28 protein-coding genes are annotated in these 24,065 nt (G+C 66.9%); 15 read left to right on the top strand and 13 right to left on the bottom strand.

Going from position 1 to position 24,065, the window contains the following annotated elements; genetic code table 11:
• Positions 1-97: 97 nt before the first annotated feature.
• The 3 genes from KXD97_RS15095 to KXD97_RS15085 all read right to left on the bottom strand — a co-directional run bounded on the left by KXD97_RS15095 (position 98) and on the right by KXD97_RS15085 (position 3,870).
• Entirely contained in the window at positions 98-1,948 is a 1,851-nt protein-coding gene (locus tag KXD97_RS15095; RefSeq protein ID WP_260757663.1) for a DUF4012 domain-containing protein, read from the bottom strand.
• Between the two features lie 103 nt (positions 1,949-2,051).
• Positions 2,052-2,471, bottom strand: coding sequence for a hypothetical protein (locus KXD97_RS15090; RefSeq protein WP_260757662.1), 420 nt, complete (start codon positions 2,469-2,471; stop codon positions 2,052-2,054).
• A gap of 247 nt (positions 2,472-2,718) precedes the next feature.
• Positions 2,719-3,870 (bottom strand): endonuclease/exonuclease/phosphatase family protein, encoded by a 1,152-nt coding sequence (locus KXD97_RS15085; protein WP_260757661.1) that lies wholly within the window; start codon positions 3,868-3,870, stop codon positions 2,719-2,721.
• Positions 3,871-3,900: 30 nt separating this feature from the next.
• Between KXD97_RS15085 and KXD97_RS15080 the strand changes: the two genes are divergently transcribed.
• Together KXD97_RS15080 and KXD97_RS15075 are read left to right on the top strand one after the other, a co-directional pair.
• Entirely contained in the window at positions 3,901-5,541 is a 1,641-nt protein-coding gene (locus KXD97_RS15080) for an acyl-CoA carboxylase subunit beta (RefSeq protein ID WP_260757660.1), read from the top strand.
• 37 nt (positions 5,542-5,578) lie between these two features.
• Positions 5,579-5,860, top strand: a complete 282-nt coding sequence (locus KXD97_RS15075; protein WP_260757659.1) for an acyl-CoA carboxylase subunit epsilon — start codon at positions 5,579-5,581, stop codon at positions 5,858-5,860.
• A 69-nt stretch (positions 5,861-5,929) separates the two neighbouring features.
• Here KXD97_RS15075 and KXD97_RS15070 read toward each other — a convergent pair whose 3' ends face one another.
• Positions 5,930-6,340, bottom strand: coding sequence for a hypothetical protein (locus tag KXD97_RS15070; protein WP_260757658.1), 411 nt, complete (start codon positions 6,338-6,340; stop codon positions 5,930-5,932).
• A 328-nt stretch (positions 6,341-6,668) separates the two neighbouring features.
• Here KXD97_RS15070 and KXD97_RS15065 point away from each other — a divergent pair, with 328 nt between their 5' ends.
• A complete protein-coding gene (locus tag KXD97_RS15065) occupies positions 6,669-7,295 on the top strand; it encodes a nucleoside triphosphate pyrophosphatase (protein WP_260757657.1) in 627 nt (208 codons plus the stop codon).
• A gap of 58 nt (positions 7,296-7,353) precedes the next feature.
• On the opposite strand, the gene KXD97_RS15060 is transcribed toward KXD97_RS15065, so the two are convergent.
• The 3 genes from KXD97_RS15060 to KXD97_RS15050 form a co-directional block, all read right to left on the bottom strand.
• A complete protein-coding gene (locus KXD97_RS15060) occupies positions 7,354-7,695 on the bottom strand; it encodes a hypothetical protein (protein ID WP_260757656.1) in 342 nt (113 codons plus the stop codon).
• Between the two features lie 516 nt (positions 7,696-8,211).
• On the bottom strand, positions 8,212-8,580 hold the full coding sequence (locus tag KXD97_RS15055) for a hypothetical protein (RefSeq protein WP_260757655.1): 369 nt from the start codon (positions 8,578-8,580) through the stop codon (positions 8,212-8,214).
• A 94-nt stretch (positions 8,581-8,674) separates the two neighbouring features.
• Positions 8,675-9,046 carry a hypothetical protein gene (locus KXD97_RS15050; RefSeq protein WP_260757654.1) on the bottom strand — a complete coding sequence of 124 codons (372 nt, stop codon included), beginning with the start codon at positions 9,044-9,046 and terminating at the stop codon, positions 8,675-8,677.
• Positions 9,047-9,419: 373 nt separating this feature from the next.
• Here KXD97_RS15050 and KXD97_RS15045 point away from each other — a divergent pair, with 373 nt between their 5' ends.
• From KXD97_RS15045 to KXD97_RS15015, 7 genes are all read left to right on the top strand, one after another.
• A complete protein-coding gene (locus KXD97_RS15045) occupies positions 9,420-10,616 on the top strand; it encodes an acyltransferase (RefSeq protein ID WP_260757653.1) in 1,197 nt (398 codons plus the stop codon).
• 272 nt (positions 10,617-10,888) lie between these two features.
• Complete coding sequence (locus tag KXD97_RS15040) at positions 10,889-11,779, top strand: sulfurtransferase (protein ID WP_260757652.1); 891 nt, start codon at positions 10,889-10,891, stop codon at positions 11,777-11,779.
• Positions 11,780-11,805: 26 nt separating this feature from the next.
• A complete protein-coding gene (locus KXD97_RS15035; protein ID WP_260757651.1) occupies positions 11,806-12,216 on the top strand; it encodes a SufE family protein in 411 nt (136 codons plus the stop codon).
• Between the two features lie 85 nt (positions 12,217-12,301).
• Positions 12,302-12,628: a hypothetical protein gene (locus KXD97_RS15030; RefSeq protein WP_260757650.1), complete on the top strand. Its 327-nt coding sequence runs from the start codon at positions 12,302-12,304 to the stop codon at positions 12,626-12,628.
• A gap of 146 nt (positions 12,629-12,774) precedes the next feature.
• Positions 12,775-13,896 (top strand): GGDEF domain-containing protein, encoded by a 1,122-nt coding sequence (locus KXD97_RS15025; RefSeq protein WP_260757649.1) that lies wholly within the window; start codon positions 12,775-12,777, stop codon positions 13,894-13,896.
• 158 nt (positions 13,897-14,054) lie between these two features.
• On the top strand, positions 14,055-15,857 hold the full coding sequence (locus tag KXD97_RS15020; RefSeq protein ID WP_260757648.1) for an acetyl/propionyl/methylcrotonyl-CoA carboxylase subunit alpha: 1,803 nt from the start codon (positions 14,055-14,057) through the stop codon (positions 15,855-15,857).
• 252 nt (positions 15,858-16,109) lie between these two features.
• Positions 16,110-16,427, top strand: a complete 318-nt coding sequence (locus KXD97_RS15015) for a hypothetical protein (protein WP_260757647.1) — start codon at positions 16,110-16,112, stop codon at positions 16,425-16,427.
• Between the two features lie 47 nt (positions 16,428-16,474).
• Here the strand turns inward: KXD97_RS15015 and KXD97_RS15010 are convergent, their stop codons facing one another.
• Entirely contained in the window at positions 16,475-17,014 is a 540-nt protein-coding gene (locus tag KXD97_RS15010; RefSeq protein ID WP_260757646.1) for an NTP transferase domain-containing protein, read from the bottom strand.
• Between the two features lie 278 nt (positions 17,015-17,292).
• On the opposite strand from KXD97_RS15010, the gene KXD97_RS15005 reads away from it, so the two are divergent.
• A complete protein-coding gene (locus tag KXD97_RS15005; protein WP_260757645.1) occupies positions 17,293-17,727 on the top strand; it encodes an STAS domain-containing protein in 435 nt (144 codons plus the stop codon).
• Here the strand turns inward: KXD97_RS15005 and KXD97_RS15000 are convergent.
• Both KXD97_RS15000 and KXD97_RS14995 read right to left on the bottom strand, forming a co-directional pair.
• The gene (locus KXD97_RS15000; RefSeq protein WP_396885267.1) at positions 17,698-18,420 is read right to left on the bottom strand and encodes an RNA polymerase sigma factor SigF; all 723 of its coding nucleotides are present in this window, start codon (positions 18,418-18,420) and stop codon (positions 17,698-17,700) included. The genes KXD97_RS15005 and KXD97_RS15000 overlap by 30 nt on opposite strands.
• A 62-nt stretch (positions 18,421-18,482) precedes the next feature.
• Positions 18,483-18,917 carry an ATP-binding protein gene (locus KXD97_RS14995; RefSeq protein WP_260757643.1) on the bottom strand — a complete coding sequence of 145 codons (435 nt, stop codon included), beginning with the start codon at positions 18,915-18,917 and terminating at the stop codon, positions 18,483-18,485.
• A gap of 109 nt (positions 18,918-19,026) precedes the next feature.
• Between KXD97_RS14995 and KXD97_RS14990 the strand changes: the two genes are divergently transcribed.
• The 3 genes from KXD97_RS14990 (at position 19,027) to KXD97_RS14980 (ending at position 21,004) form a co-directional block, all read left to right on the top strand.
• The gene (locus tag KXD97_RS14990; RefSeq protein ID WP_260757642.1) at positions 19,027-19,155 is read left to right on the top strand and encodes a hypothetical protein; all 129 of its coding nucleotides are present in this window, start codon (positions 19,027-19,029) and stop codon (positions 19,153-19,155) included.
• 319 nt (positions 19,156-19,474) lie between these two features.
• Entirely contained in the window at positions 19,475-19,711 is a 237-nt protein-coding gene (locus KXD97_RS14985) for a CsbD family protein (RefSeq protein ID WP_260757641.1), read from the top strand.
• Between the two features lie 393 nt (positions 19,712-20,104).
• Positions 20,105-21,004: a DUF1028 domain-containing protein gene (locus tag KXD97_RS14980; RefSeq protein WP_260757640.1), complete on the top strand. Its 900-nt coding sequence runs from the start codon at positions 20,105-20,107 to the stop codon at positions 21,002-21,004.
• Positions 21,005-21,155: 151 nt separating this feature from the next.
• Here the strand turns inward: KXD97_RS14980 and usfY are convergent, their stop codons facing one another.
• Both usfY and KXD97_RS14970 read right to left on the bottom strand, forming a co-directional pair.
• Positions 21,156-21,464, bottom strand: a complete 309-nt coding sequence (gene usfY, locus KXD97_RS14975; RefSeq protein WP_260757639.1) for a protein UsfY — start codon at positions 21,462-21,464, stop codon at positions 21,156-21,158.
• Positions 21,465-21,496: 32 nt separating this feature from the next.
• On the bottom strand, positions 21,497-21,871 hold the full coding sequence (locus KXD97_RS14970) for a hypothetical protein (protein ID WP_260757638.1): 375 nt from the start codon (positions 21,869-21,871) through the stop codon (positions 21,497-21,499).
• A gap of 100 nt (positions 21,872-21,971) precedes the next feature.
• Here KXD97_RS14970 and KXD97_RS14965 point away from each other — a divergent pair, with 100 nt between their 5' ends.
• The gene (locus tag KXD97_RS14965; RefSeq protein WP_260757637.1) at positions 21,972-22,526 is read left to right on the top strand and encodes a restriction endonuclease; all 555 of its coding nucleotides are present in this window, start codon (positions 21,972-21,974) and stop codon (positions 22,524-22,526) included.
• On the opposite strand, the gene lat is transcribed toward KXD97_RS14965, so the two are convergent.
• Complete coding sequence (lat, locus tag KXD97_RS14960) at positions 22,513-23,868, bottom strand: L-lysine 6-transaminase (protein WP_396885414.1); 1,356 nt, start codon at positions 23,866-23,868, stop codon at positions 22,513-22,515. The two genes, KXD97_RS14965 and lat, sit on opposite strands and share 14 nt — an antisense overlap.
• Positions 23,869-24,065 lie beyond the last annotated feature (197 nt).

Here is a 24,065-nt window from a genome sequence, read left to right as displayed (position 1 = left end):
CTTCCCTCCCCTGCCCAAACTGTACTAATTGCCCTCAATCTGGCTTCAGGGCAATAGAAGAATCCTGACTGCAAAATCAGGCGATACGCGCCATGCACTATTTCGAGCACTCAGGGACCGATACTACGGGAGTCAATGGATCGACCAAGGGCTGAACGTCGAAGCGGGGAGACCCCGCAGATGCCGGCTCCGACAAACGGAAAACAAGCTCACCCGATTGCTTCGGAGGTATTAGCACCTGTACCTCATAAGTCGGATGCCCTCGTTCCACGCCCTGCGTGAATGGAATTCGCTCGCCATTCGCGAGAACGCTCACCACAGATGAGTTCGTGGTCGCGAACAGTCGGACAGACGACACCATCGTTCCTGGAGGCACCTCAAACGGGACATTAGCGATCAGTCCTTCCGTCCCTGCCACGTATAGGGGTAGAGGCGCATCTGCGGGAGCGGTGTTCTTCATGCGTACCGTGACGGTCGACATTCTGGTCTGACCATCACAGCCGTCGGCTACATATTCCACGCTGCGCTCAAGGTAGTAGTCCATCTTGTTACCGCCGAGGTTGTTGATCACCACGTTGGCATACGGCGCAGGATCATCAGGCACGATGTGGGCGAGCGGGGTCTGCTCAAGCAGCGCCTGTTCTTCGGGCACGGCGCTCCATACCGCAATCCGTCGTTCTCCCACCGCTTTGCCCAGGGCGTCTAGCAGCGCCCTAGGTGACTCCACGGGACCAGTCACCTTCTGTACAACAAGGTTGGCGATATCCTGCAGGTAATTCTTTCGCGCCACCTGGTCTGTGGGGAAGCGGATGTAGGCAGTCGATTCCGTCAGTTCGACAACATTGTCCTTAGTGATCACCTCACCGTCGGGCATTGTCACGGAACCGACCGCACTAAGCACATAGCTCAGGGCGATCGGATCAATCGCGATGACGCCGTCCACGTTCATCCCGGTCTTCTGCGCCCACATCGACTTCCAGATCTGCGCCGCGTGCGGGAAGTGTGGACTAAGGTTGCTGTTGCGGAAGTCTGTTTTTGGATTGGTGAACCCGTACTGCTGGTTGAACTCCGGACCGAGATCGACGGTCGCGACCGCATCCGTGAGCTCAGTGTTCTTGCCGAGGTCATCTACCGTTGGTGCACCATTCTCGAATCTCAGGACTCCGAAACCACCGAGCAGGCCTCCGGTCCCGCGAGCTTCCGCGTTTGTCTGAAACCCCATGAAGTAGGTGCGCGGACCGTCAGCACCCATCATGGACGGCAGTAGCCTCGCCGCGAGCGTTGTGTTCTCCAGCAAGCCGGCGAGTTGTGCTGTCTGTTCCTGCAATTGGGCCCGCGCGTCGCTCAGGAGAGACAAGTACCCAGGATCAGAAATCTCGCGCGCCTGGGCGTCGAGCCGGCCCGCATCCTCTGAGAGCTTCGCCAGCTGAGGTTCTTCGGCACGCAGCGACTGCACATCGACCCGGCCGTCGGCATACAACTTGTCTGGCGAGATCGAGACACCCACGTCAGTGGACGGCTTCAACACGTCAGCGGCGAGACCGAGCACCACATCCGAGATCTGTTGGCCCGTCTTGAAGGGGCCACCCAGCCACGGAATCACTGATGCGATGTTCCACGGCACCGAGTGCGTCGCGTCGCGCGCGTCCTGCGCATGTGCCTGCGCTTGCTCAGCGAACCGGGACGCCTCGTCCGTGTCACCTTGCAGCAGGGCATCTTTAGCGTCCTCGGCGGTGGCACGCGCCTGTTCCAGGCTGTCCTTGGCGTCGAAAGAGCGCACGCCCAACCAGGCGCCAAAGGCAATGACGACGATAAGCAGTGCCAGAGCGGTCCACACCGCCCCGTGCCGGTCATGCAGCCAGTGCGGCCGGCGCTCGTCTTCGTCTGTTGACAGGTCGTCGTCGCCGTCCGGCCCATCGCCGGACGGACGTCGGGAGAACTTATTCACTCAGAAGGATTCCCGTGGTCGGTGGATCTCGTCACTTGGCCTGAACACGCAGATGGGACTGCCACAAAGGGCAGTCCCATCTGACTAACCGCATGTACGAGGATCAGCAGCCCCGGCTGACCGAACCCTTGACCGAGAAGTAGGGCCCGATGGAGACGGTGAGGCCGAAGATGCAGGCATCGAAGTTGAGCTGACCGAGCCAGCCGAACCACCGCTTGACGAAGCCCGGGATCAACGCCGCGGTGTTGAACTCGAGGATCGTGGTTTTCGGCGGGGCGTCCGGCCGTGCAGGACCGAACCAGACCCAACCACCCTGCTGGGCAATCGAAGCGGCGCCCAGCACGGGCGCGGCTGCGATGTTGGCCAGCTCCGTCATCGCCGGCGCCGTCGGCGCGGGCAACGCAATGTCCGCGTTCGCGGCGACAGCCGGCGTCAGAGCAGCTGCCGCGGCAACCGCCGTGGCCGCCGTGGCCACCTGGAACTTGGTGCTTACGTTAGACAATTTCGCGGCCACAGTAGCCATGTCCCCCTCATTTCACTCCGGTTGAGTTAGCTGAGAATATGTCAGACTCCGCAAGCCCTGTCAACCGAAACGCGCATTCTTCCGAGAACCTGTGTTGCGACGCTGAAAACAGCCGATTACCAGGGCTTCTCGGCGCTTGGTTATCCCGCTCGGGCCCGGTGTCTTCGGCGGCTTTTCCGGCTCAAATTCGGGCTCCCCCAGGAGAGCCGTAGCATGTTTGCTGGCGATGCGCTTCTCTGGCTTTTTCTCAGGATCGGGCATTCGCGGGTGAAATTCCGACGGTGGCTAGAAGTGCACGATGGTCACTACCCGGCAGCGAGACACTTCGGAGGGAGTGCACGTTTGCGTGCCGCGTCAGCACATGGTCAATCGTGATCAGCGGCGGGGTCGCGCCCTTCGAAGGGAAGGTGGGCGCGTAGCCGGCGCCTGACTGGACAACACCGTCCCGGTATCCGTTGGCGAGGAGGTCGCGGAACTGTCGCATGTCCGGCGTGCTGTTGAAATCGCCTGATGCGATTACCGCTCCGGACTCGACTGCGTCGGCCAGACCTTTCAGCCGCGATTTCGTGGCGACGATGCCGTTGCGCCAGCTCTCGAACGACGCCATCGGCGAAGTGACGTGGATGCTCGCCACGGCGACGTCGGATCGCACACCTGGAATCTGCGCCCGTGCCGCGACCATGCTGGAGTTCCAGAATCGTGTGGGCGACAGCGGGATCAACGGGTGCCGGCTCCAGATCCCGTTCCCGCTCGCCTTCGGAGCAGGAAACAGAAGGGAATAAGGGAACTCCTCATTGATGCCGGCGTGGTGGAATCTGCCCACCGCTTCAGGCGTCAACTCCGTCACCGTGACGACATCCGCACTACTGCGGGCCAATTCGACGAACGCGCTTGGGTCCGCCCGTCCGTAGCGCAGATTCGATGACAACACCCGCACCTGGACGTCCCCGCCGGCCGAGGCTGCGCTGACGCTGGAGCTTCCGCCGTAGTACCAACGCACTTGAATTCCGAGCGATACCGCAAGCACGATCACCGCCACCACCGACAGAATCACTCGGCGAGACAACACCGCCAGCACAAGCCCGAACATGGCCACCACCACGCTGTAGGGCGCCGCCACCGCAATCACCAGCATGAACGTGTTCGTCAGCGGTAACGCGCGAATCACCACGGTCAGGATCGAGAATCCGAGGGCGGCAAGAACCGCCACCACCGTCGCACGTCGTCGCCATGTTGACGCGCGGTGCCGTCCGGAAAGAATGAGGTGAGTCCTCCCCTGTGCCGCCCCCGCGGTTGTCCGCAGGCTACCAATGCGCGGCGGGCCTCGCCGGGCACGAGAGGTCGGGTGAGGGCCGCCGAGCTCCTTTTCTAAGGGACTAGTAAGGGCCACCCGCGACACCGCCGATCGGCGCGGTTAGCATCGGGAGCTATGACCAGCGTGAGCGAATCCCCGGCGACGCCAGCCGCCTCCCACGAGATCGACATCCACACCACCGCCGGGAAGCTGGCTGACCTGCGTAAACGCGCCGAGGAGGCCCTGCATCCGGTCGGCGAGGCCGCCGTGGACAAGGTGCACGCCAAAGGCAAGCTGACAGCCCGTGAGCGCATCCTGGCGCTGCTCGACGAGGGCTCGTTCGTCGAGCTCGACGCGCTGGCCAAGCACCGCAGCAAGAACTTCGGCCTGGAGAAGAACCGTCCCACCGGGGACGGTGTGGTGACCGGCTACGGCACCATCGACGGCCGCGACGTGTGCGTGTTCAGCCAGGACGCCACCGTGTTCGGCGGCAGCCTCGGCGAGGTCTACGGCGAGAAGATCGTCAAGGTCCAGGAGCTGGCCATCAAGACCGGCCGCCCGCTGATCGGCATCAACGACGGCGCCGGCGCCCGCATCCAGGAGGGCGTGGTCTCCCTGGGCCTCTACAGCCGCATCTTCCACAACAACATCAAGGCCTCCGGCGTCATCCCGCAGATCTCGCTGATCATGGGCGCGGCGGCCGGCGGGCACGTCTACTCCCCCGCCCTGACCGACTTCGTCATCATGGTCGACCAGACCAGCCAGATGTTCATCACCGGCCCCGACGTCATCAAGACCGTCACCGGCGAGGACGTCACCATGGAAGAGCTCGGCGGCGCCCACACCCACATGTCCAAGTCGGGCACCGTGCACTACGTCGCTTCCGGCGAGCAGGACGCCCTGGACTACGTCCGCGACCTGCTGTCCTACCTGCCGCCCAACAACTACGCCGAGCCGCCGCGCTACCCGTCCCCGCAGGCCGACGCGCCGATCGAGGAGAGCCTCACCGACGAGGACCTCGAGCTCGACACGCTGATCCCGGACTCGCCGAACCAGCCCTACGACATGCACGAGGTCATCACCCGCATCCTCGACGACGACGAGTTCCTCGAGGTGCAGGCCGGCTACGCGGGCAACATCGTGGTCGGCTTCGGCCGCGTCGACGGCCGCCCGGTCGGCATCGTGGCCAACCAGCCCACCCAGTTCGCCGGCTGCCTGGACATCAACGCCTCGGAGAAGGCCGCCCGCTTCATCCGCACCTGCGACTGCTTCAACATCCCGATCGTGCTGCTGGTCGACGTGCCCGGCTTCCTGCCCGGCACCGACCAGGAGTACAACGGCATCATCCGCCGCGGCGCCAAGCTGCTCTACGCCTACGGTGAGGCCACTGTGGCCAAGGTCACCGTGATCACCCGCAAGTCCTATGGTGGCGCCTACTGCGTGATGGGCTCCAAGGACATGGGCGCCGACGTGGTAGTCGCCTGGCCGACCGCCCAGATCGCGGTGATGGGCGCCTCCGGCGCGGTCGGGTTCGTCTACCGACAGAAGCTCAAGGAAGCCGCCGCCAACGGCGAGGACGTCGACGCGCTGCGCCTGCAGCTGCAGCAAGAGTACGAGGACACCCTGGTGAACCCGTACATCGCCGCCGAGCGCGGCTACGTCGACGCGGTCATCCCGCCCTCGCACACCCGCGGCTACGTCGCCACCGCGCTGAAGCTGTTGGAGCGCAAGGTCGTTCAGACCCCGCCGAAGAAGCACGGCAACATCCCGCTGTAATCCGGCCTGAACGCCTTCCCAGACAAGGACTTTGCGCATGAATCACGACTCCGACATCGTCGAGGTCTCCGACCCGCGCGAGATGACTATCGACGACCCACCCCCGCCCGACCCGCACTTCCAGGTGCTCAAAGGCGAGCCGACGCTCGAAGAGCTCGCCGCACTGGTGACCGTCCTGGGCGCAGCCGGTGGCGGCGCCCCAGCCGACCCCGGCCCGCAGGAACTCAACCCGTGGGGCCACCCGGTGGACAAGCTGCGCTACGACGTCACCAGCTGGCAGCGCGTCACGCTGCTGGAGCGCATGCACATGCGGCGATGAGCGAACCAGGACGCACGAAACTCCAGGCAGCGGTTCTCCGCTGCCTGGAGCTTTTTCGTGGGAAGAGTGTCAGCAGCCCCGGCTGTAGCCGAGCTTGGTGGTGCCGTAGGGGCCGATCGACAGCGTGATCCCGAAGATGCACGTCGAGAAGTTCAGGCTCTGGGTGAACCAGCTGTAGAGCGATTTGATCCAGTTCGGAATCAACGCCAACGGCGTGAAGGTGAAGAACGTGGTGGGGCCGTCCTCACCCGGGCCGGGGCCGTGGAGCCACCACCACTGCTCGGGAACGGCCGCGGCGCCCAGCGCCTGTGCGGCCATGATCTCGGAGATCATCGGAGCCGACGGGGCGGGCAGGGTGACGATATCGGCCTGCGCGGCGACGGCCGGCGTCAGGACCGCGGCCCCCGCAATGGCGCATGCGGCGGCGCCCACCTGAAACTTGGTGCCGACCGTCGAAAATCGCGTTGCCTCAGCAGACATATCGCCCGCCTTCCATTGTCGGGGCTGTAGGAAAAATGTTGGCAGAGGGTTGCGGCGACGTCAAAAGAAGGGACGGCGACGAAAAATCGGCACCGACGCGACTCTTTCTGACCGCTCTACCTGCGACAACGCTGCGGATCAAGGTGCTGCACGGGATGCCCGCCCACGCTTTTCGCGCATTATTTGCGGCCGGGGATTCGGAGAATTAATCTCGCGCAACCAACAATTAATCTGCCGTGCAGGCGAAAAGACCTCCGGCCCACTGATGTGCGGGAAATCCGTCGCACCGCGCCGGATAACATCGCCGCATGACCAGCGTGACTGATCGATGACGCGCGTCGTTCTCGCGTCGGCATCCCAGGGCCGGCTCGGTGTCCTGCGCCAGGCCGGTATCGACCCACAGGTGATCGTCTCCGACGTCGACGAGGACGCGTTGATCGCGTCCTTGGATCCGGAGATGCCACCCGAGGCGGTGGTGGCCAAGCTCGCCACAGCCAAGGCGGTCAGCGTGGCCGCGGCACTACCGGAGGATCTGCTCGCCGACTGCGTGGTGATCGGCTGCGACTCCATGCTGTTCCACGACGGAAACCTGCGCGGCAAGCCGGGATCGGCGGATGCGGCGCGCGCGCAGTGGGCGTCGATGGCCGGCACCACCGGGCATCTGCTGACCGGACACGCGCTGCTGCGCATCGCCGCCGGCGTGATCACCCACACCGAGGGCGACACTGGCAGCACCGCAGTGCATTTCGGAACCCCGACCGCTGCGGAGCTGACCCGCTACATCGACAGCGGTGAACCCCTTTATGTGGCAGGCGGGTTCACCCTCGACGGCCTCGGCGGCTGGTTCATCGACCGCATCGAAGGCGACCCGTCCAACGTGATCGGACTCAGCATGCCGTTGGTGCGCCGCATGCTGCAGGTTGCCGGCCTGTCGATCGCCGAGCTGTGGACGTGATGCGTCAACGCAAAAGGGACTGCCCGTGCGGACAGTCCCCATTGGTGAAGCTCGGCGATCAGCAGCCTCGGCTGAAACCGACCGATAGCGTGCCGTAGGGCCCGATCCTGGCGTTCAGGCCGAGGAAGCAGGCGGTGAAGTTGATGTTGGCGAACCACGAGAACAGCGGCTGGAGGAACCCCGGCACCAGAGCCAGCGGCGAGAACGACGCTACCGAAGTGTAGGTGGGGCCGTCATCCTTGGTGCGGCCGAACCAGATCCACGACCCCTGTTCGGCCACACCGACCGACGAGATCATCGGCGCGGTCACGAGGTCCGACATCGCCGGCGCAGCAGGCACCGGCAGCGCGATGTCGGCTTGCGCAGCCACCGCCGGCGTCAGCACGGCCGCGGCGGCCACCGCACACGCGGCGGTTCCGACCTGGAACTTGGTCCCTACCCTTGAGAATTTTGCAGCGACAGCGGACATGACCCCCCACTTCCTCCCGATTTAGTTAGCTGCAACCATCCCACTCGGGAAGCCCGATGTCAACCGTGAACCGCTGCGGGGACGGGTTCCGCCTATGCGCCGAAAAGTGCTGTTGCTAACGCCTTTTCACGTTACGAACGCCCTGGAGCCGGCCTTTGGACTGACGACGTGGGAACGCGTCACGAGTGCGACCCCGGCCATCGCTAAATGTTTGCTGGTTCGTCTGCGGCACCGCTTCGGGCGAGGTAGCGGGAGTGTTGAGGGCGCAGCACCGATCGCCATCGACGCATGGCGCGGTGCACGCAGGCGACGGCTGCGGATTCATGCACCCCAATGCCGTAAGTGCACATACGCGACAAAATCGATACGCGACCGCGCATCGGCACGACCATTGGGCGCGGGCGGTCGCCGCCTCAGTGCACCGGTCAGTGGAACAGGATCGGCGAATCAGCAGCCCGAGAAACGCCGCGCCAACGCGAAGGTTACCGTCCGCGGCTTCTCGCCGACCTTCACCGTGCTGCCGGCCGACGGCGACTGCCCGCACACCACCCAGTTGGTGTAGTTGTAGATCACCTGGTTCAGGTCTCGGTTGTACAGGTTGAAGCGGACGTTCTGTTCCCCCGCGTTCGCGATGACGTCGTCGATGGCGCGCTGCAGGACCTCATTCCGGTAGGTGCCCATCTCCCACGTGTCCCCCACGGTGGGCGCCGCCCCCGCGGTCGGCGCACCGATGCCGATACCCGACGCAAACATCCCGGCCGCCACCGCCGCGACCGCCATGCTTCGCCGCTGCCTCCTGAACCCCTTCAGCTCCATGCCGAGAAGCTTAGAGGTGCCTGGAAGCTCAACCCAAAGCGTTAGGTAACGATTTGCTCACGCCGGTTCCGCAGCCCGGTGGCGCAACCCCTCGTTACGCGCCGCAGGCCTTCCCGCCGGGCCGCTCGACCAGCAGCGTCACCGACCTCGTCTTCTCCTTCGACAGCGCGCTGCCCGCCTTCGGCGACTCACCGCACACCACCCAGTCCTCCAGGTTGTAGACGGCCTCGTGATTGGGCGCCAGGGTCTTGAACTTCAACGGCATGTTGTCGACGACGCCCTCAACGTCCTGTTCGGCGCGGTAAAGCACCTCATCCTTCAGGTCCGGCATCACCCACGCCGCGTTGGGCTCCTTGTACTGGATCTGCGCGTCGTCGGCGTGCGCTGACGCCGGCCCGGCACCCGCGACGGCGCCCGCCGCAACGGCACACATCGTCATGGTTGTCGCCACGATCACTCTGTTCATCACGGTCCCTTGCTGCCAATCGTCTTTCGCCCCAAGAGATCCGACGCCCCTTTGCTGGGAGTCTCGTGGAGACTGCCTGATCAGGCTAAGGCCGGAGGCACGCCAGCGGCCCGACCTCAAGCACACCGGCAGGATCTCCCCAGGAAGCACGCAGCCGCCGACAGTTGTCTCTCAGGCGTTGCGCGCGCATTTCCCGGCCGTGACGCGGAACACCTCGAGTTGCCAAAACTCCCGGAACCGGAATGATGGCGAAGAACTGTCGATGGCTTGCCGGGGGGCGAACATGGTGACAAGGCTCGATCAATGGCGTCAATCGGAAATTCGGCGACGCCGCCGTGCGAAACGAGCAAACCATCGACTGGACGTTCAAGGATTGCGCGCCGTCGCGGTCCTGGCCGTGTTCGCGCATCATCTGTGGGGCGCGCCCAGCGGCGGCTTCGTCGGTATCGACGTCTTCTTCGTCATCACCGGCTTCTTCGTCACTGAGAGTTTGCTGCGAATGGCCGCCGACGGCGGCGCACCCTCGCTGCGCAGCTACTACTGGGACCGCCTGCGCCGCATCGTCCCGGCCGCCACCGTCGTGCTCGTCGCGACCCTCGTCGCCGTCGTGTACGTGCTGCCGCCGCCGGCGCTGCGCACCACCGGCATCGACGCGCTGTTCGCGTTCTTCTTCGCCGCCAACTGGCATTTCATCGGCACCGACGTGCTGGCGGCGACCGACACCGCATCACCGCTGTTGCACTACTGGCCGCTGTCGATCGAGGAGCAGTTCCTGCTGGTCTGGCCGCTCGTGATCGTCGGGATCACCGTGGTGGCCATGCGCGGCGCCTGGAGCCACAACCGCAGGCTGGCGCGGATCGCCGCGGCCACCGGCCTGCTCGTCCTCGCGTCGTTCGTCTGGGCGGTGTACGCCACCTCGGCGTCGCCGGCCGCGGCGTACCTCGACACCGCGGCCCGCGCCTGGGAGCTCGGCGTCGGCGCGCTGCTGGCCACCGCGGCCGGTGCGTTGTCCCGCTTGCCCGACCCGGTCCGCCCGCTGCTGTCCTGGACCGGCGTCGCGCTGGTCGGCGCGAGCATGGTCGTCATCGACGGGTCGGCCGGGTTCCCCGCGCCGTGGGCGCTGCTGCCGGTGGCCGGCACCGCGCTGGTGATCGCGGCCGGGGTGGGGCACGAGCCCGCGCTGCAGGGTTTCCTGCGCAACCGGGCCATCACCTACGTCGGCGACGTGTCCTATGCGCTGTATCTGACGCACTGGCCGGTGATCGTGCTGCTGGCCGCGATGATGGAACCCGACGCGTACTTCTATGTCAGCGTGCTGACGCTGGCGTTCGGCTTGGCGCTGGCGCTGCATCACCTGGTCGAGAACCCGCTTCGCCACGCCGGTGTCGCCGCGTGGCGGCAGGCCCGCGAGGACATGCGGCACGGCCTCTACCACGCCGAACTGCGCACCAAGATCGCCGTCGTCGCCGCGCTGATCCTGTGCACGCTCAGCGTCATCAGCTACGCCATGCGCCCCGACGCGCTGCAGGACGCGCCGGCACTGACCGAGACGAGCAGCATCGGCCCGTGAGCCCATACCCTTGTGGCCATGGGCATGGATCAGCGCCCCGCTCAACATCCTGATGACTCCGCGAACCGGCAGGCGCATAAAGCCCGGGTCGCGAGGGCACTTCACCAAGTGCTGCGCTCGGAGTCCAGGCTTCTGGCCCGACTGAAGGACGCGTGAACTTCGCTGCGGCTCCCGATCCCCAGCGACCATGGCTGCAATCTCGTCCTCAGCTTCGAAAACTGGACACGCCGTCGCCCAAAACCACGCCCCACCTCCCCGGTAGGCTCGAAGACGTGCCGCTACCCGCTGATCCCAGTCCTGCTCTGCAGTCCTACGCCCACCCGGAACGGCTCGTCACCGCCGACTGGCTGTCGGGCAACCTCGGCCGGCCCGGGTTGGCCATCGTCGAGTCCGACGAGGACGTGCTGCTCTACGACACCGGCCACATCCCCGGTGCGGTGAAGATCGACTGGCACACCGACCTCAACGACCCGCACGTGCGCGACTACATCACCGGCGAGCAGTTCGCCGAGCTGATGGACCGCAAAGGCATCTCCCGCGACGACACCGTCGTCATCTACGGCGACAAGAGCAACTGGTGGGCCGCCTACGCGCTGTGGGTGTTCACGCTGTTCGGCCACCCCGACGTCCGCCTGCTCGACGGCGGCCGCAACCTGTGGATCTCCGACGGCCGCGACACCACCCTCGACGTGCCGACCAAACAGACCACCGGCTACCCCGTCGTCGAGCGCAATGACGCCCCGATCCGCGCCTTCAAGGAGGACGTGCTGACCGTCCTGGGCGAGCAGCCGCTGATCGACGTGCGCTCCCCGCAGGAGTACACCGGCGAACGCACCCACATGCCCGACTACCCCGAAGAGGGCGCGCTGCGCGGCGGCCACATCCCGACCGCGGTGTCGATCCCGTGGGCCAAGGCCGCACTCGACAACGGCAAGTTCCGCAGCCGTGCCGAACTCGAAGAGCTCTACGCCGACTTCCTCGATCCCGAGAACAAGACGGTGGTGTACTGCCGCATCGGCGAACGCTCCAGCCACACCTGGTTCGTGCTGACCCATCTGCTCGGGCTGCCCGGCGTGCGCAACTACGACGGCTCCTGGACCGAGTGGGGCAACGCGGTGCGGGTGCCTGTGGCCGTGGGTGACGAGCCCGGCCAGGCGCCGTAAGCGACCTAGCGAGAAACGATGAACCGATGAGTATGCCCCCCGCACTGGCCGAGGTGGTCTCCGACTTCAAAGAGGTTGAGGGACAAGACAAGTTGGCCCTGCTGCTGGAGTTCGCCGGTGAATTGCCGCCGCTTCCCGACGAACTCGAAGAGGCCGCGATGGAACCGGTGCCCGAATGCCAGTCACCGCTGTTCCTGCACGTCGACGCCGCCGACCGCGACAACGTGCGACTGTTCTTTAGCGCGCCCGCCGAGGCCCCCACCACCCGCGGGTTCGCCGCGATCCTGGCCGCCGGCCTGGACGGGCAGTCCGCCGACGACATCCTGGCCGTGCCCGACGACTTCTACAGCGACCTCGGCCTGGCCAAGCTGATCAGCCCGCTGCGGCTGCGCGGCATGTCGGCGATGCTGGCCCGCATCAAGAATCGCTTGAAGTAACACTCCCCTCCCGCCCGCGCGATAGCTCAGTGACCGGGCGCGACAACAGCATTCCCCCCGGGAATGCGCAGGGAGGGTTCAAGGAATGGCGAAGACCACCAGGGGGCGCGACCGCGCGCGCAAGATTGCGGCGTGGACGGCGGTGTTCGCCGCACCGGCCGCGCTTGTCGCGCTCTCCAACGCCACCGCGTCGGCCAAGGAGATCGGCGTCGACCGCACCGTCACCAGCCGTCAAGCCGGATCCGTCTCCGGCGACGCCACTTTCGGTGAAGTCCGCGGCCCCGACGGCGGCATGCTGGCCCAGGGTGAGATCAAAGAGTCCATGAAGGCCGTCCCCGACCGGATGGGCGGCACCCGCGCCCGGCCGTTCAACCCGAACTGGAAGCCGGGCCCCGGCATGGGCAACTGGTGAACTGACCCGCCAGTCGTTCGACACGCAAGCAGATTTGATCTTCTGTTCACTATCCGTTTTGGCGCCCGCTAGGCTCTAGCAAACCGCTCACACCGTCTGGACCACGGACCGGGGTGAGCGGTTGTGGGATCCGAGCGGGGGGTTTCGTGGGGGCGATCAGACGCTGGTGGCAGCAGCCGGATCAATACGACTGGCTGTCGAGCTACATGCATGCCCGCGGCTTCACCCGCCCGGCCCAGACCCTGATGGCGATCGTCGCCGGCTCCGGCGCGCTCGTTCCGCTCAACGCGATCTGGGGTCCGCCGCCAACCAACCGCGCCTTCCTGATCACCCTCGGCGCGGTCGCGGGCGTGGTCGGACTCGGCTACGCGGCGCTCTGGCTCACCCGCTGGCCCACCCGCGGCCAGTCCATCGGTTTCGCGCTGTTCCTCTGTGCGTGCGTCGGGCTCGGCAGCTGGACCGCCGCCCAGCCTGAGATCGGCTTGATGGCGTGTGCGGCGCTCGCGGTGTCCGGCGGCTATCTGGCCTTCTTCCACTCGGCCCAGCTGGTGGCCGTCAATCTGTTCGTCGCGCTCAGCGTGGCGTCGATGCACGTGATGCATCTGGTCGCCGACGGCGAAGCGGTGCTGGCGCTGACGATGTTTTTCCTCGTCCTCGAACTCAACGCCGGTGTCCCGCTGGCGATCCAGATCATGGTGCACGCGCTGGGCCTCGACCTGATCCAGTCCGACCGTGATCCGCTGACCGGGCTGCTCAACCGTCGCTCGTTCGAACGCACCGTCGTCGCGGCCGTCCTCGACGGCAAACGCATCGGCAGCCACCTGGCCTTCGCGATGATCGACCTCGACCGGTTCAAAGTGCTCAACGACACCCTCGGGCACAGCGCCGGCGACGACGCGCTCGTCGCGGTCGGCCGGGAACTGTGTGCGCACCTGCCGGATACGGCGATCGTCGGCCGCGTCGGCGGCGAGGAGTTCCTGGTCGCCGACATCATCTCCAGCCCCGTGGCCGAGGCCCTCGGCGAGCAGGCCCGCGAAGCCGTCGCCGCCACGCCCTACGAGCTGACCGGCAGCGTCGGCACCGCCACCGTCGCGGTCGGCACCCTCGACACCGGCACCATCGTCGACTCGCTGCACTGGCTCACCGTCCAGGCCGACGTGGCGATGTACAGCGCCAAGCGCGCCGGCGGAAACCGCGTCCGCCACCACGGTGTGTCCCTCCGGTGCGATCAGGACAGCCCTAGGGAAGGGGCGCAGCGAGGGCCCTGACCCGATGCGCCCACCGGTCGGCCGTCCTTACTCGGCGGTAACCGACACCGCTTGGCGGGGGCACGGCGACGGCGCTTAAACTGCCCGATAGATTCTTAAAGACGTTTCTTAGAGATGGCCGTTTTCGGCCAACAGAACCACGCCATCAGGAGGCGCCAGTGGCCAGTCACGCCAGCTCGAAGATCTCCAAGGTGCTTGTCGCCAACCGCGGAGAGATTGCCGTCCGAGTCATCCGTGCAGCAAGAGACGCCGGACTGGCCAGCGTGGCCGTGTACGCCGAGCCCGACGCCGACGCCCCGCACGTGCGGCTGGCCGACGAGGCGTTCGCTCTGGGCGGGCAGACCTCGGCCGAGTCCTACCTGGTGTTCGAGAAGCTGCTCGACGCCGCCGCCAAGTCCGGCGCCAACGCCATCCACCCCGGCTACGGATTCCTGTCCGAGAACGCCGATTTCGCCCAGGCCGTGCTCGATGCCGGGCTGATCTGGATCGGGCCCAGCCCGCAGTCGATCCGCGACCTCGGCGACAAGGTCACCGCCCGCCACATCGCCGCCCGCGCCAACGCCCCGCTGGTGCCCGGCACCTCCGAACCGGTCAAGGACGCCGACGAGGTCGTCGCCTTCGCCAAGGAGTACGGCGTGCCGGTGGCCATCAAGGCCGCCTTCGGCGGCGGCGGACGCGGCATGAAGGTCGCCCGCACCATCGAAGAGATCCCCGAGCTCTACGACTCGGCCGTCCGTGAGGCCGTCGCGGCGTTCGGCCGCGGCGAGTGCTTCGTCGAGCGCTACCTGGACAAGCCCCGCCACGTCGAGGCCCAGGTCATCGCCGACACCCACGGCAACGTCGTGGTCGCCGGCACCCGCGACTGCTCGCTGCAGCGCCGCTTCCAGAAGCTCGTCGAAGAAGCCCCCGCGCCGTTCCTGACCGACGCCCAGCGCAAAGAGATCCACGAGTCGGCCAAGCGGATCTGCAAAGAGGCCGGCTACTACGGCGCGGGCACCGTCGAGTACCTGGTCGGCCAGGACGGGCTGATCTCCTTCCTCGAGGTCAACACCCGCCTGCAGGTCGAGCACCCGGTCACCGAGGAGACCTCCGGCATCGACCTGGTGCTGCAGCAGTTCAAGATCGCCAACGGCGAGGCCCTCGACATCACCGAGGACCCCACCCCGCGTGGGCACTCCATCGAGTTCCGCATCAACGGCGAGGACGCCGGCCGCGGTTTCCTGCCCGCCCCCGGCCCGGTCACCAAGTTCGTCGCCCCCACCGGCCCCGGTGTGCGCATGGACTCCGGCGTGGAGAGCGGCTCGGTCATCGGCGGCCAGTTCGACTCGATGCTGGCCAAGCTGATCGTCAGCGGCGCCACCCGCGAGGAGGCGCTGGCCCGCTCGCGGCGCGCCCTTGACGAGTTCACCGTCGAAGGCCTGGCGACGGTCATCCCGTTCCACCGCGCCGTGGTGTCCGACCCCGCGTTCATCGGCGACGGCACCAAGTTCGACGTCCACACCCGCTGGATCGAAACCGAGTGGAACAACACCGTCGAACCCTTCACCGGCGGCGACCCCATCGATGAAGAGGACACCATCCCGCGGCAGACCGTCGTCGTCGAGGTCGGTGGCCGCCGCCTCGAGGTGTCGCTGCCCGGCGATCTCGCGATCGGCAACGGCGGCGCCCCGGCGCACGGCGCGATCCGTAAGAAACCCAAGCCGCGCAAGCGTGGCGGTGGCGGCGGCGCCGCGGCCTCGGGTGACGCCGTGACCGCCCCGATGCAGGGCACCGTGGTCAAGGTCGCCGTCGAGGAAGGTCAGACCGTGGCGGCCGGTGACCTGGTGGTGGTGCTGGAGGCCATGAAGATGGAGAACCCCGTCACCGCCCACAAGGACGGCGTGGTCACCGGGCTGTCCGTCGAGCCCGGCGCGGCCATCACCCAGGGCACCGTGATCGCGGAGCTCAAGAGCGCCGAATAAGTCTCACTTACTCGAAGAACGGGGCGCCATCGTCTGATGGCGCCCCGTTTTCAGGTTTTTTTGTCTTCACCGAAATTTGCTTGTTTTCACCAAAGAAACGCTGCGGTGACCCCGGTGGCGTTATGGTTTGCCCCAGAGTGGGTTCGTCGGGTTGCTGCACACAGGCAGTCAGAAGAGCCGAGGGGTGGGAACGGCCCCGCTGCCACGGCAGCGGGGCCGAGCCTCGTTTCGGGCCCATGGCAAGCTGTCGGGGTGGAGCCCGTCGAGATCAATGCCGGCGCCTGGTACCTGCGGGCGCTACGCGCCGATGACCGCGTCGACGACCGTCCCGCCCTCGCCGAGCTCGGCGAGCGCCGCGCTGACTACGTGGAAACCCTTGCTTCACAATGGTCTTCGGAGACCCTCTACTCCTGGGCGGTGTGTGAGCCGACGACCGGCGAACTGCTGGCCGAGGTGACCCTGGACCCGTCCACGCGCGAGATCTCGACGCGGGCCCGGCCCGGCCAGGACGACGCCGCCCGCACCGGCGCGGAGGCCGTGGCGCGGTTCGCCGCGGCGATGCTGGGCTGAGACATCCGCCGCCGCCGGCGCTGGTCAACGCTGAGCCCAACCGTGTGTCAGCGCGTGTCGATGTCGCGCCCGCTGCCCAGATGGGCGCAGTCGACGGCGACGGCGTCGTTGCGGCCGTTCAGGAACGGTCCGGCGCCGACGTCACCGGACAGCGTGTCCAGCAGGGCGGCCCAGTGCCGGCGCGCGATCGCCACCGGATGACCCGGTCGGCCGCCGTACCGCGCCCGCGCCAACCCCGACTCCTGCGCCGCCACCAGCACCCTTCGCACCGCCTCCGCGCCGACATCCGGGGTGTCAACGGTGGTCAGCACAACGAAATCCGTCGTGCCCGCGGCCCGCACTCCGGCCCGCACCGAGGCACTCAATCCGTCGGCCCAATCCTCGGCGACGACCGCGCGCGCGGGCGCGGGGACCTCGACGACCGCGGCGCCCAGCACCACCACCACGTCGTCGCAGCCGCCGCCGGCCAGCGCGGCGACGCTCGCCCGCAGCCAGGCGCCACCGTCGGCCAATACCTTCGGCATCCCGAAGCGTGTGCCCGCGCCCGCGGCGAGCACCACACCGGTAACCGAAATATTCTGTGCCACAGCTATTTACGACCTACCCGTGATCGTCATCGACTGTTCATGCCCTGCCCGTGATCGTCTGTACGCAGTGACGACGTTCTGCTGAGGATTTGCTTAAAGCTGGCATATTCGGGGTCCAAGATCACCGGATGAGCGTATGGTTCAAAGCAGGTTGATTTCCCAGCCTTTGAAAAGGTCATCGTCACCACACGGGGCTCCCAGGCTCCGTGGAGGCTTTGAGAACTAGGGCCCCACCTTGGCGTGAACCACCGCACCCGTGCTCCTGATCGGAGGCCATCGTGCATCACGTCCCAGAACACTCCCCTAATGAGGGCCGCGATAGCTTCGTCTGCCATACGGCGCTCTTCGAAATCAGTTGGCCCGAACCGTCCACCGTCGTCGTCGCGGGACACGGTGAACTCGACGCCGCCAACGGCAACGAATTCGTCAACTACGCGCTGCGTCACCCCGACAAGACACACTGGCTGGTCGTCGACCTGTCCGAACTGACGTTCTTCTCCACCGCCGGATTCTCGGCGCTGCACACCCTCAACGTGCAGTGCGTCAGCGGCGACATCCGGTGGGCGCTGGTGCCCGGTAACGCGGTCAACCGGGTACTGCGCATCTGCGACCCGGATTCCGCGCTGCCGATCTGCGAGGACGTTCCCGCCGCGCTTACTGAGGTGCGAAAAGACCCACCACAGTCACTCAAGCTGGTCGCGGAGCCGCGCTAGCGACTTCGCGAGCAGCCGCGAAACGTGCATCTGTGAGATGCCGACCCGCTCGGCGATCTGCGTCTGCGTCATCGACTCGAAGAACCGCAGCACCAGCACCGTGCGCTCGCGCTCCGGCAGCTGTGCCAGCAGTGGTCGCAGCGCCAAGCGGTTCTCGATCTGGTCCAGCGTCAGGTCCACATCGCCGAGCGTGTCGGCGATCGCAGGGGCGTCCTCGTTGCCGCTGCCGCCGCTGTCGATCGACAGCGTGTTGTAGGAGCTGCCCGCGACCAGACCCTCGATGACCTCGTCGCGGTCCATCTCCAGCTCGGCGGCCAGTTCGGTGGCCGTCGGGGCGCGGCCCAGCCGCTGCGACAGCTCAGCCGTCGCGGCGCCCAGCCGCAGATGCAGCTCCTTGAGCCGCCGCGGCACCTTCACCGACCAGCTGTTGTCACGGAAATGGCGGCGGACCTCGCCCATGATGGTCGGCACCGCGAACGACACGAAATCGGAGCCGGCATTGACGTCGAACCGGATCACGGCGTTGACCAGCCCGACACGGGCCACCTGGACGAGATCGTCACGCGGCTCGCCGCGGCCGTCGAACCGGCGCGCGATGTGGTCGGCCAGCGGAAGGCAGCGCTCGACGATGCGGTCACGCTGCCGTTGGAACGTTTTCGAGCCCTCTTCGAGCTCGGCGAGCGCGCGGAACATCTCGGCAACGTCCGCGTATTCAGAGCTCGACCGTGACGACGAACCCTGGGACGACGACCGGGTCACTGCAACGAACTCGCTCGCCTCGTCGTCATGGAGATGCCGAATACCTCGCTGTCACCGGAGGGCTGGCCGTCGGAGAACGTCGTGACCTCGTCGGTCAGCGAGCTCAGCACATGCCAGCTGAAGCTGCCCGGCGCGAGGATGTCCGTGTTGTCGCAGGTCGTCGATGCGTGCACGACCAGTGCATCGGGCTGAGGATCGACCACGACCAACAACGTCGAGTTGGGCAGGGCCGACCGGATCAGCCGGGTACAGGCCTCGTCGACAGCGAGCCGAAGGTCGGCGACGGCGTCGAAATCGAGGTCCTCGAAGGTGCCGATGGCGGCCACCAACGTGCGCAGCACCGCCAGGTTTTCCAGGGTGGCGTTCACACGCAGCTCTACCGACTGCGCGCCGCGACCCTGTCCATTGATGTGGCTCGCAACATCGGCCATCTGACCTCCCAGAAACTTGCCAGCGAGATTACCCCAGGCTGCGTCGCCGTTATTCATGGGCGCACCGCGGGGCCGTTACCAGCCTCCCCGTCCCGGGTAGCCCGAAAACATGAATCAGCACACCAACCCGCTGCGCCGGATCCTGGTGGCAGCCGGCATCGCCCTGGCGGTTCTGATCCTGACGTGCGTGGCGATCTATGTCGGCGCCTTCCTGATACTGGCGCCGATGATGCAGTAAGGCCTGCGGTGGGGAGCTTCTCATGGTGCCGCTTCCATACCCCGCGGTCCGTGCAGGCCAAACCCCTTTGTCGTGCGGGGTTTTTACGGTTGTGGCGCGACGCCGTCACCGGCAAACCCGTTGCCGCTGAGAGCGGTTCGCTGGAATGCGCTGAGAACGCTCTGCTGACATGCCGGCGAGAGCGGTTGCTGAGATGCCGCTGAGAGGGTCCCGTGAGACGCCGGTCACTCGTTTAGCGCCAGAGGGCTTCGGGAAGCCAGGGGGTGGCTCAATGACGGGGCGCTCCCGCCCCAACTCATCCATCCAGCGGAAGGCAGCCATGACTGAGAAGAACAGTGGTCCCGAAGAAGGCATCAAGGGCGTCGTCGAGGACGTGAAGGGCAAGGCCAAGGAAACCATCGGCACCGTCACCGGCCGCGACGACATGGTTCGCGAAGGCAAGGCCCAGCAGGACAAGGCAGACGCGCAGCAGGAAGTCGCCAAGAAGGAGGCCGAGGCCGAGTCGGCCCGCGCCGGCGCCAAAGCCGCCGAGAAGCGCCAGGAAGCCAACCAGTAGACGTCCAGACGTTGCCCCGACGGGCCCGACCGGGAGACCGGTTGGGCCCGTTGCGTCGTTCGGCCCTTTTTCGTGATGCTGTCCGTCCGGTCCTGTGGTGGCCAATCGTCGGCCCGGGGAGTGGCACGCCGCACCCCTCTTGCCCCTCTGGCGGGCGCTTCGATCACGCGGACCCACGCCAGATCATAGCCCGTTCGGGTTAGGAAATCGTGCAGTTGCGTTCCCGCGCAACGACATTCCGCGCTCTTGCCGAGCTGGAGAACCGCCATCCGCCCTCAGGTTGAGCACCAAGAGGAAGGCCGAAGATCGCGCCCCCTAGGCGCACGCCGGCGGGCTTGAGCACCGCCGGCCCGGGAGCGGTTTAATCCACCTTGGACCGGGTAGTGCACACGGGTGACGTACTCAATCATCGGCCGCGACGCCGACACCGGCGAAATGGGCGTCGCCACCCAATCACAGGCGTTCGCCGTCGGCAACAGCGTGCCGTTCGCCATGCCCGGTCACGGTGTGATCGCCACCCAGTCGATGGCCGAGCCCATGTACGGCGACGTCGGCCTCGACCTGCTGCGCAGTGGGTTCACCGCCGAGGAGTCGTTGACCGCCCTGCGCAGCGTCGATCCGCATCCGGAGCGGCGGCAGGTCGCCATCCTGGCGGTGACAGGAGAAATGGCCGTCTACACCGGCGATGGCTGCGTCGCTGAGGCTGGCCACCTTGTGGGCGAGGAATGCGCCGCTCTGGCGAACATGGTCGTCTCGCCCGACGTGTGGGAGGCCATGCGGAAGTCTTTCGAGTCGCACCCGGAACCACTCACCCAGCGGCTGCTGCGCGCCTTGCACGCCGCGGAGGACGCCGGGGGCGACTTCCGGGGGCGTCGGTCGGCCGCGGTCATGGTGGTTCGCGCCCACACCACGGGGCGACCCTGGCACGACCGGGTGGTGGACCTGCGCGTCGACGACTCCACCGACCCGGTCACCGAGCTCGACCGCCTGACCACCAAGTGGGAGCGCTATCAGCGGGTAGTCGCCGCCTTCCAGCTAGCGCTGAACGGGGATCCGGACACGGCCGACCGACAACTGGAGGAACTGCGCCCACAGGACCCCGAACTCGAGCCCGACCAGGCGCTTTGGCGGGCGGTCGTCGCGGCCCTAGCCGGACGGGAGGATGCCGCGCGGGAGATAGTCGAGCACCTCGGTGCCACCGCACCGCAGTTCGTGGAGGCGGCCCGTCGCTTCGCACCCGCGGGGCTGCTCCCCCGGGATGTGGTGGAACGAATACTGCCGCAGGCGCCCTGACTGCGGCCCGGCCGACCGGCACGGGCCCCGACAGTCCCCGTCCGCCACGGCACCTCGGCGGTGCTGTCTGGTCAGAAGACGGCGCCTCGGACAGCTGGTGCAAAAGCCGTCCGACCCGCGCGGGACTTGCCCGACGCATAGCGGCAGATGCTCAGCTGGTGGGGCGCTGCCTCGTGGTGCCGGGATGCTCGGCGTACCAGAGCTCCTCGAGGCGGCGGACGCGGTGATGTTCGAACATCAGCCAGCCGGCTCCGACCAGGAAGCCGGTGCCGGCGATCCCGGCGAGCACCAGACCAGAATCGTGATGCGACGTGGCGAAGGCCGCCAACGACGCGACGAAACTGACGAGGGCGAGACCGATCACCACAAGGCCCGGCATGATCTTGTTGTCCTTCATCGACTCACCCGCGTGCGTCCGCGTGGTGCGTGCATGGTCGACTGGATCGTTGGGACCCTTCATCTGAGACTCCTTAGAACTGCCCCCTCAGTGTGCTACCGACCGGGCAGAGAAGGAAGACTCACGACGGCACTGAGCACCATCAAAGCCAGCAGCGACCACCCGGCGCCCTGCCACGCCCACCGAGCATGCCCGTGCCGGACGCGGAAGCTGCGGACCAGCGACCACAGTCCGCCGACGAGCAGGATGGCCGGCGCGCCCAGCGCGAGCATCGTGCGCTGCGGGGCGCCGCAGCCGGCCGCCTCCGCGAGCGACCCGGTGCATGTCCCGATCCACACCATCGCCACGAAGAGGAACGTCGCGCCCGCGGCGGCGAAACCGAACCCGGCCCGGACGGCGTCGCGCACACCCGGTTCGGCATAGCTCGCGCCAGGCCGCAACTCCCGGGTGTGGTGGGACAGGTCCGTCATCGTGTCTTCTCCCGGTCGCGCAGTCGGTGATTTGCGGGGAGTTCCCGGGCGTCGACGTGGATAAACGCGAGCTGTCGGTGCTGCTGCCTACGATTCGGCCGTGACGAGGCTCAGGTGGAAGCTCTGTGCGGCCCTCGGTGTCGCCGCCGGGGCCACCGCCCACCTGGCCGGCGCAGACCTCGGCCTCAGCGCCGCGGTGGCATTGCTGGCTCCGGGGGTTGCCGTCGCCGCACCGCATTTCCTGCGCGCCGTGATCGTCGGGGCGGCCACCCCCACTGCGCGCGAACATCCCGTCGACGCGGACATGTCGGGCACCGAGTTCGAGGACTACATCGCACGGATCGCGCGCAGCTGCGGCGTGCCCGTGATCATGACGCCGCTGACCGGCGACTGGGGCGTCGACCTCATCGTCGGGCATCGGCCGAACCGGCTGGCCGTGCAGTGCAAACGCCAGTCACGACCCGTGGGCGCCGGAGCCGTGCAGGAGGTGGTCGCCGGGGCGCCCATGCAGGACTGCACGCAGACCATGGTCGTCACGAACCACCAATTCACGCCTGCGGCACGCAAACTCGCCGAACTTCACGGCTGCGAGCTGGTGGGCGGGGCGGACCTGCCGCGGCTGCGGTCGACGATCCGCCGGCTCACATCGACCTGAGCACCGCGCGCACCGCGTCGACCGCCGAGTCGAGCTCGGCCGTCGACACCGTCAACGCCGGCCGGAACCGCACGCTGTCCGCGCCGGAGCCGAGCATGATCACCCCGCACTCCCAGAGTCCGGCGATCAGCGCGTCGCGCTGCGCCGGGCTCGGCACGCTGAACGCGCACATCAACCCGCGGCCACGCACGTCGCGCACCAGCCCGGGAAATTCGAGTGCCAACCCGTCGAGCCGGCCGAGTAGATGGCGTCCGCTGTCGGCGGCACGCTCGAACAAGCCGTCGACCTCGATGACCTCCAGGATCCGGCGGGCGCGCACCATGTCGACCAGGTTGCCGCCCCACGTCGAATTGATCCGGGAGCTGGTGTGGAAGACGTTGGCGGGTACCTCGTCCACCCTGGTCCTGAACTGCTGCCCGTGTGCGCGGCCGCCCGCCATGATGCCGCACACCTGGGTCTTCTTGCCGAACGCGACCACATCGGGTTGAACACCCAATTGCTGGTAGGCCCAAGCGGTTCCGGTGATCCCGCACCCGGTCTGCACCTCGTCGAAAATCAGCAGCGCGTCGAACTCGTCGCACAGCTCCCGCATGGCGGCGAAAAACTGCGGCCGGAAGTGGCGGTCGCCGCCCTCTCCCTGGATCGGTTCGGCGATGAAACAGGCGATGTCGTGCGGGTGAGCCTCGAAGGCCGCGCGGGCCTGCCGCAGGGATTCGGCTTCCACCGAGTCCATGTCGGCACCTGGCCGCAGGTACGGGGCCTCGATGCGCGGCCAGTCGAACTTCGGGAACCGCGCCACCTTGTTCGGGTCGGTGTTGGTCAGCGACATCGTGTAACCGCTGCGCCCGTGGAAGGCGCCCGTCAGATGCAGCACCTTGGTGCCGAGTTCGGCGCTGCGGCCGTGCGCCTCGTTGTGGCGGCTCTTCCAGTCGAACGCGACCTTGAGCGCGTTCTCGACGGCGAGCGCGCCGCCGTCGACGAAGAACAGATGCGGCAGCTGCGGGTCACCCAGCACACGGGCGAACGTGTCGACGAAACGCGCCATCGGCACGCTGTAGACATCGGAGTTGCTGGGCTTGTTCAGTGCGGCGGCGGCGAGTTCGTCGCGGAAATCGTCGTCGCCGGCGAGCCCCGGATGGTTCATGCCCAGCGCCGAGGACGCGAAGAACGTGAACATGTCGAGATAGCCGCGGCCGGTGCGGGCGTCGACCAGGTGAGAACCGTTCGAACCGTCGAGATCGAGGACCAGGTCCAGTCCGTCGGCCAGAATGCTGCGCGCCAGCACCGCGTGCACGTCGGCAGGTGCGATGGCGGCGGCCCCTGACCGGACTGCAGCGCTGATCGACGGAAAAGTAGCGGTCATGGATCCACTTTAACGCATTTTTTACGGCACTGATGCCTTCTAGGGCGAATTTCATCGAAGTTGCAGCGGCCAGTCCGCTCGTGTCGGCAGGCGCTGCGTGTTTTCCGGGCCTAAAATCGGGCATCCGGCGCGACGATGCGTGCGGCGACTCGAAGCGCGGCCCGGATCGGCCGATG

Origin of the sequence: Mycobacterium sp. SMC-8, from assembly GCF_025263565.1 — a bacterium.
In the GTDB taxonomy this organism is placed as follows: domain Bacteria; phylum Actinomycetota; class Actinomycetes; order Mycobacteriales; family Mycobacteriaceae; genus Mycobacterium.
This window is presented reverse-complemented; position numbering and strand designations above follow the sequence as displayed.

Excerpts from the sequence above, each read along its gene's own strand:
- KXD97_RS14990 (WP_260757642.1), top strand. The coding sequence starts at position 19,027 with ATGAATCAGCACACCAACCCGCTGCGCCGGATCCTGGTGGCAGCCGGC.
- KXD97_RS14995 (WP_260757643.1), bottom strand. The coding sequence starts at position 18,917 with ATGGCCGATGTTGCGAGCCACATCAATGGACAGGGTCGCGGCGCGCAG.
- KXD97_RS15065 (WP_260757657.1), top strand. The coding sequence starts at position 6,669 with ATGACGCGCGTCGTTCTCGCGTCGGCATCCCAGGGCCGGCTCGGTGTC.
- KXD97_RS15070 (WP_260757658.1), bottom strand. The coding sequence starts at position 6,340 with ATGTCTGCTGAGGCAACGCGATTTTCGACGGTCGGCACCAAGTTTCAG.
- KXD97_RS15030 (WP_260757650.1), top strand. The coding sequence starts at position 12,302 with ATGGCGAAGACCACCAGGGGGCGCGACCGCGCGCGCAAGATTGCGGCG.
- KXD97_RS15000 (WP_396885267.1), bottom strand. The coding sequence starts at position 18,420 with ATGTTCCGCGCGCTCGCCGAGCTCGAAGAGGGCTCGAAAACGTTCCAA.
- KXD97_RS15050 (WP_260757654.1), bottom strand. The coding sequence starts at position 9,046 with ATGAACAGAGTGATCGTGGCGACAACCATGACGATGTGTGCCGTTGCG.
- KXD97_RS14970 (WP_260757638.1), bottom strand. The coding sequence starts at position 21,871 with ATGACGGACCTGTCCCACCACACCCGGGAGTTGCGGCCTGGCGCGAGC.
- KXD97_RS15075 (WP_260757659.1), top strand. The coding sequence starts at position 5,579 with ATGAATCACGACTCCGACATCGTCGAGGTCTCCGACCCGCGCGAGATG.
- KXD97_RS15090 (WP_260757662.1), bottom strand. The coding sequence starts at position 2,471 with ATGGCTACTGTGGCCGCGAAATTGTCTAACGTAAGCACCAAGTTCCAG.
- KXD97_RS14985 (WP_260757641.1), top strand. The coding sequence starts at position 19,475 with ATGACTGAGAAGAACAGTGGTCCCGAAGAAGGCATCAAGGGCGTCGTC.
- usfY (WP_260757639.1), bottom strand. The coding sequence starts at position 21,464 with ATGAAGGGTCCCAACGATCCAGTCGACCATGCACGCACCACGCGGACG.
- KXD97_RS15080 (WP_260757660.1), top strand. The coding sequence starts at position 3,901 with ATGACCAGCGTGAGCGAATCCCCGGCGACGCCAGCCGCCTCCCACGAG.
- KXD97_RS15055 (WP_260757655.1), bottom strand. The coding sequence starts at position 8,580 with ATGGAGCTGAAGGGGTTCAGGAGGCAGCGGCGAAGCATGGCGGTCGCG.
- KXD97_RS15035 (WP_260757651.1), top strand. The coding sequence starts at position 11,806 with ATGAGTATGCCCCCCGCACTGGCCGAGGTGGTCTCCGACTTCAAAGAG.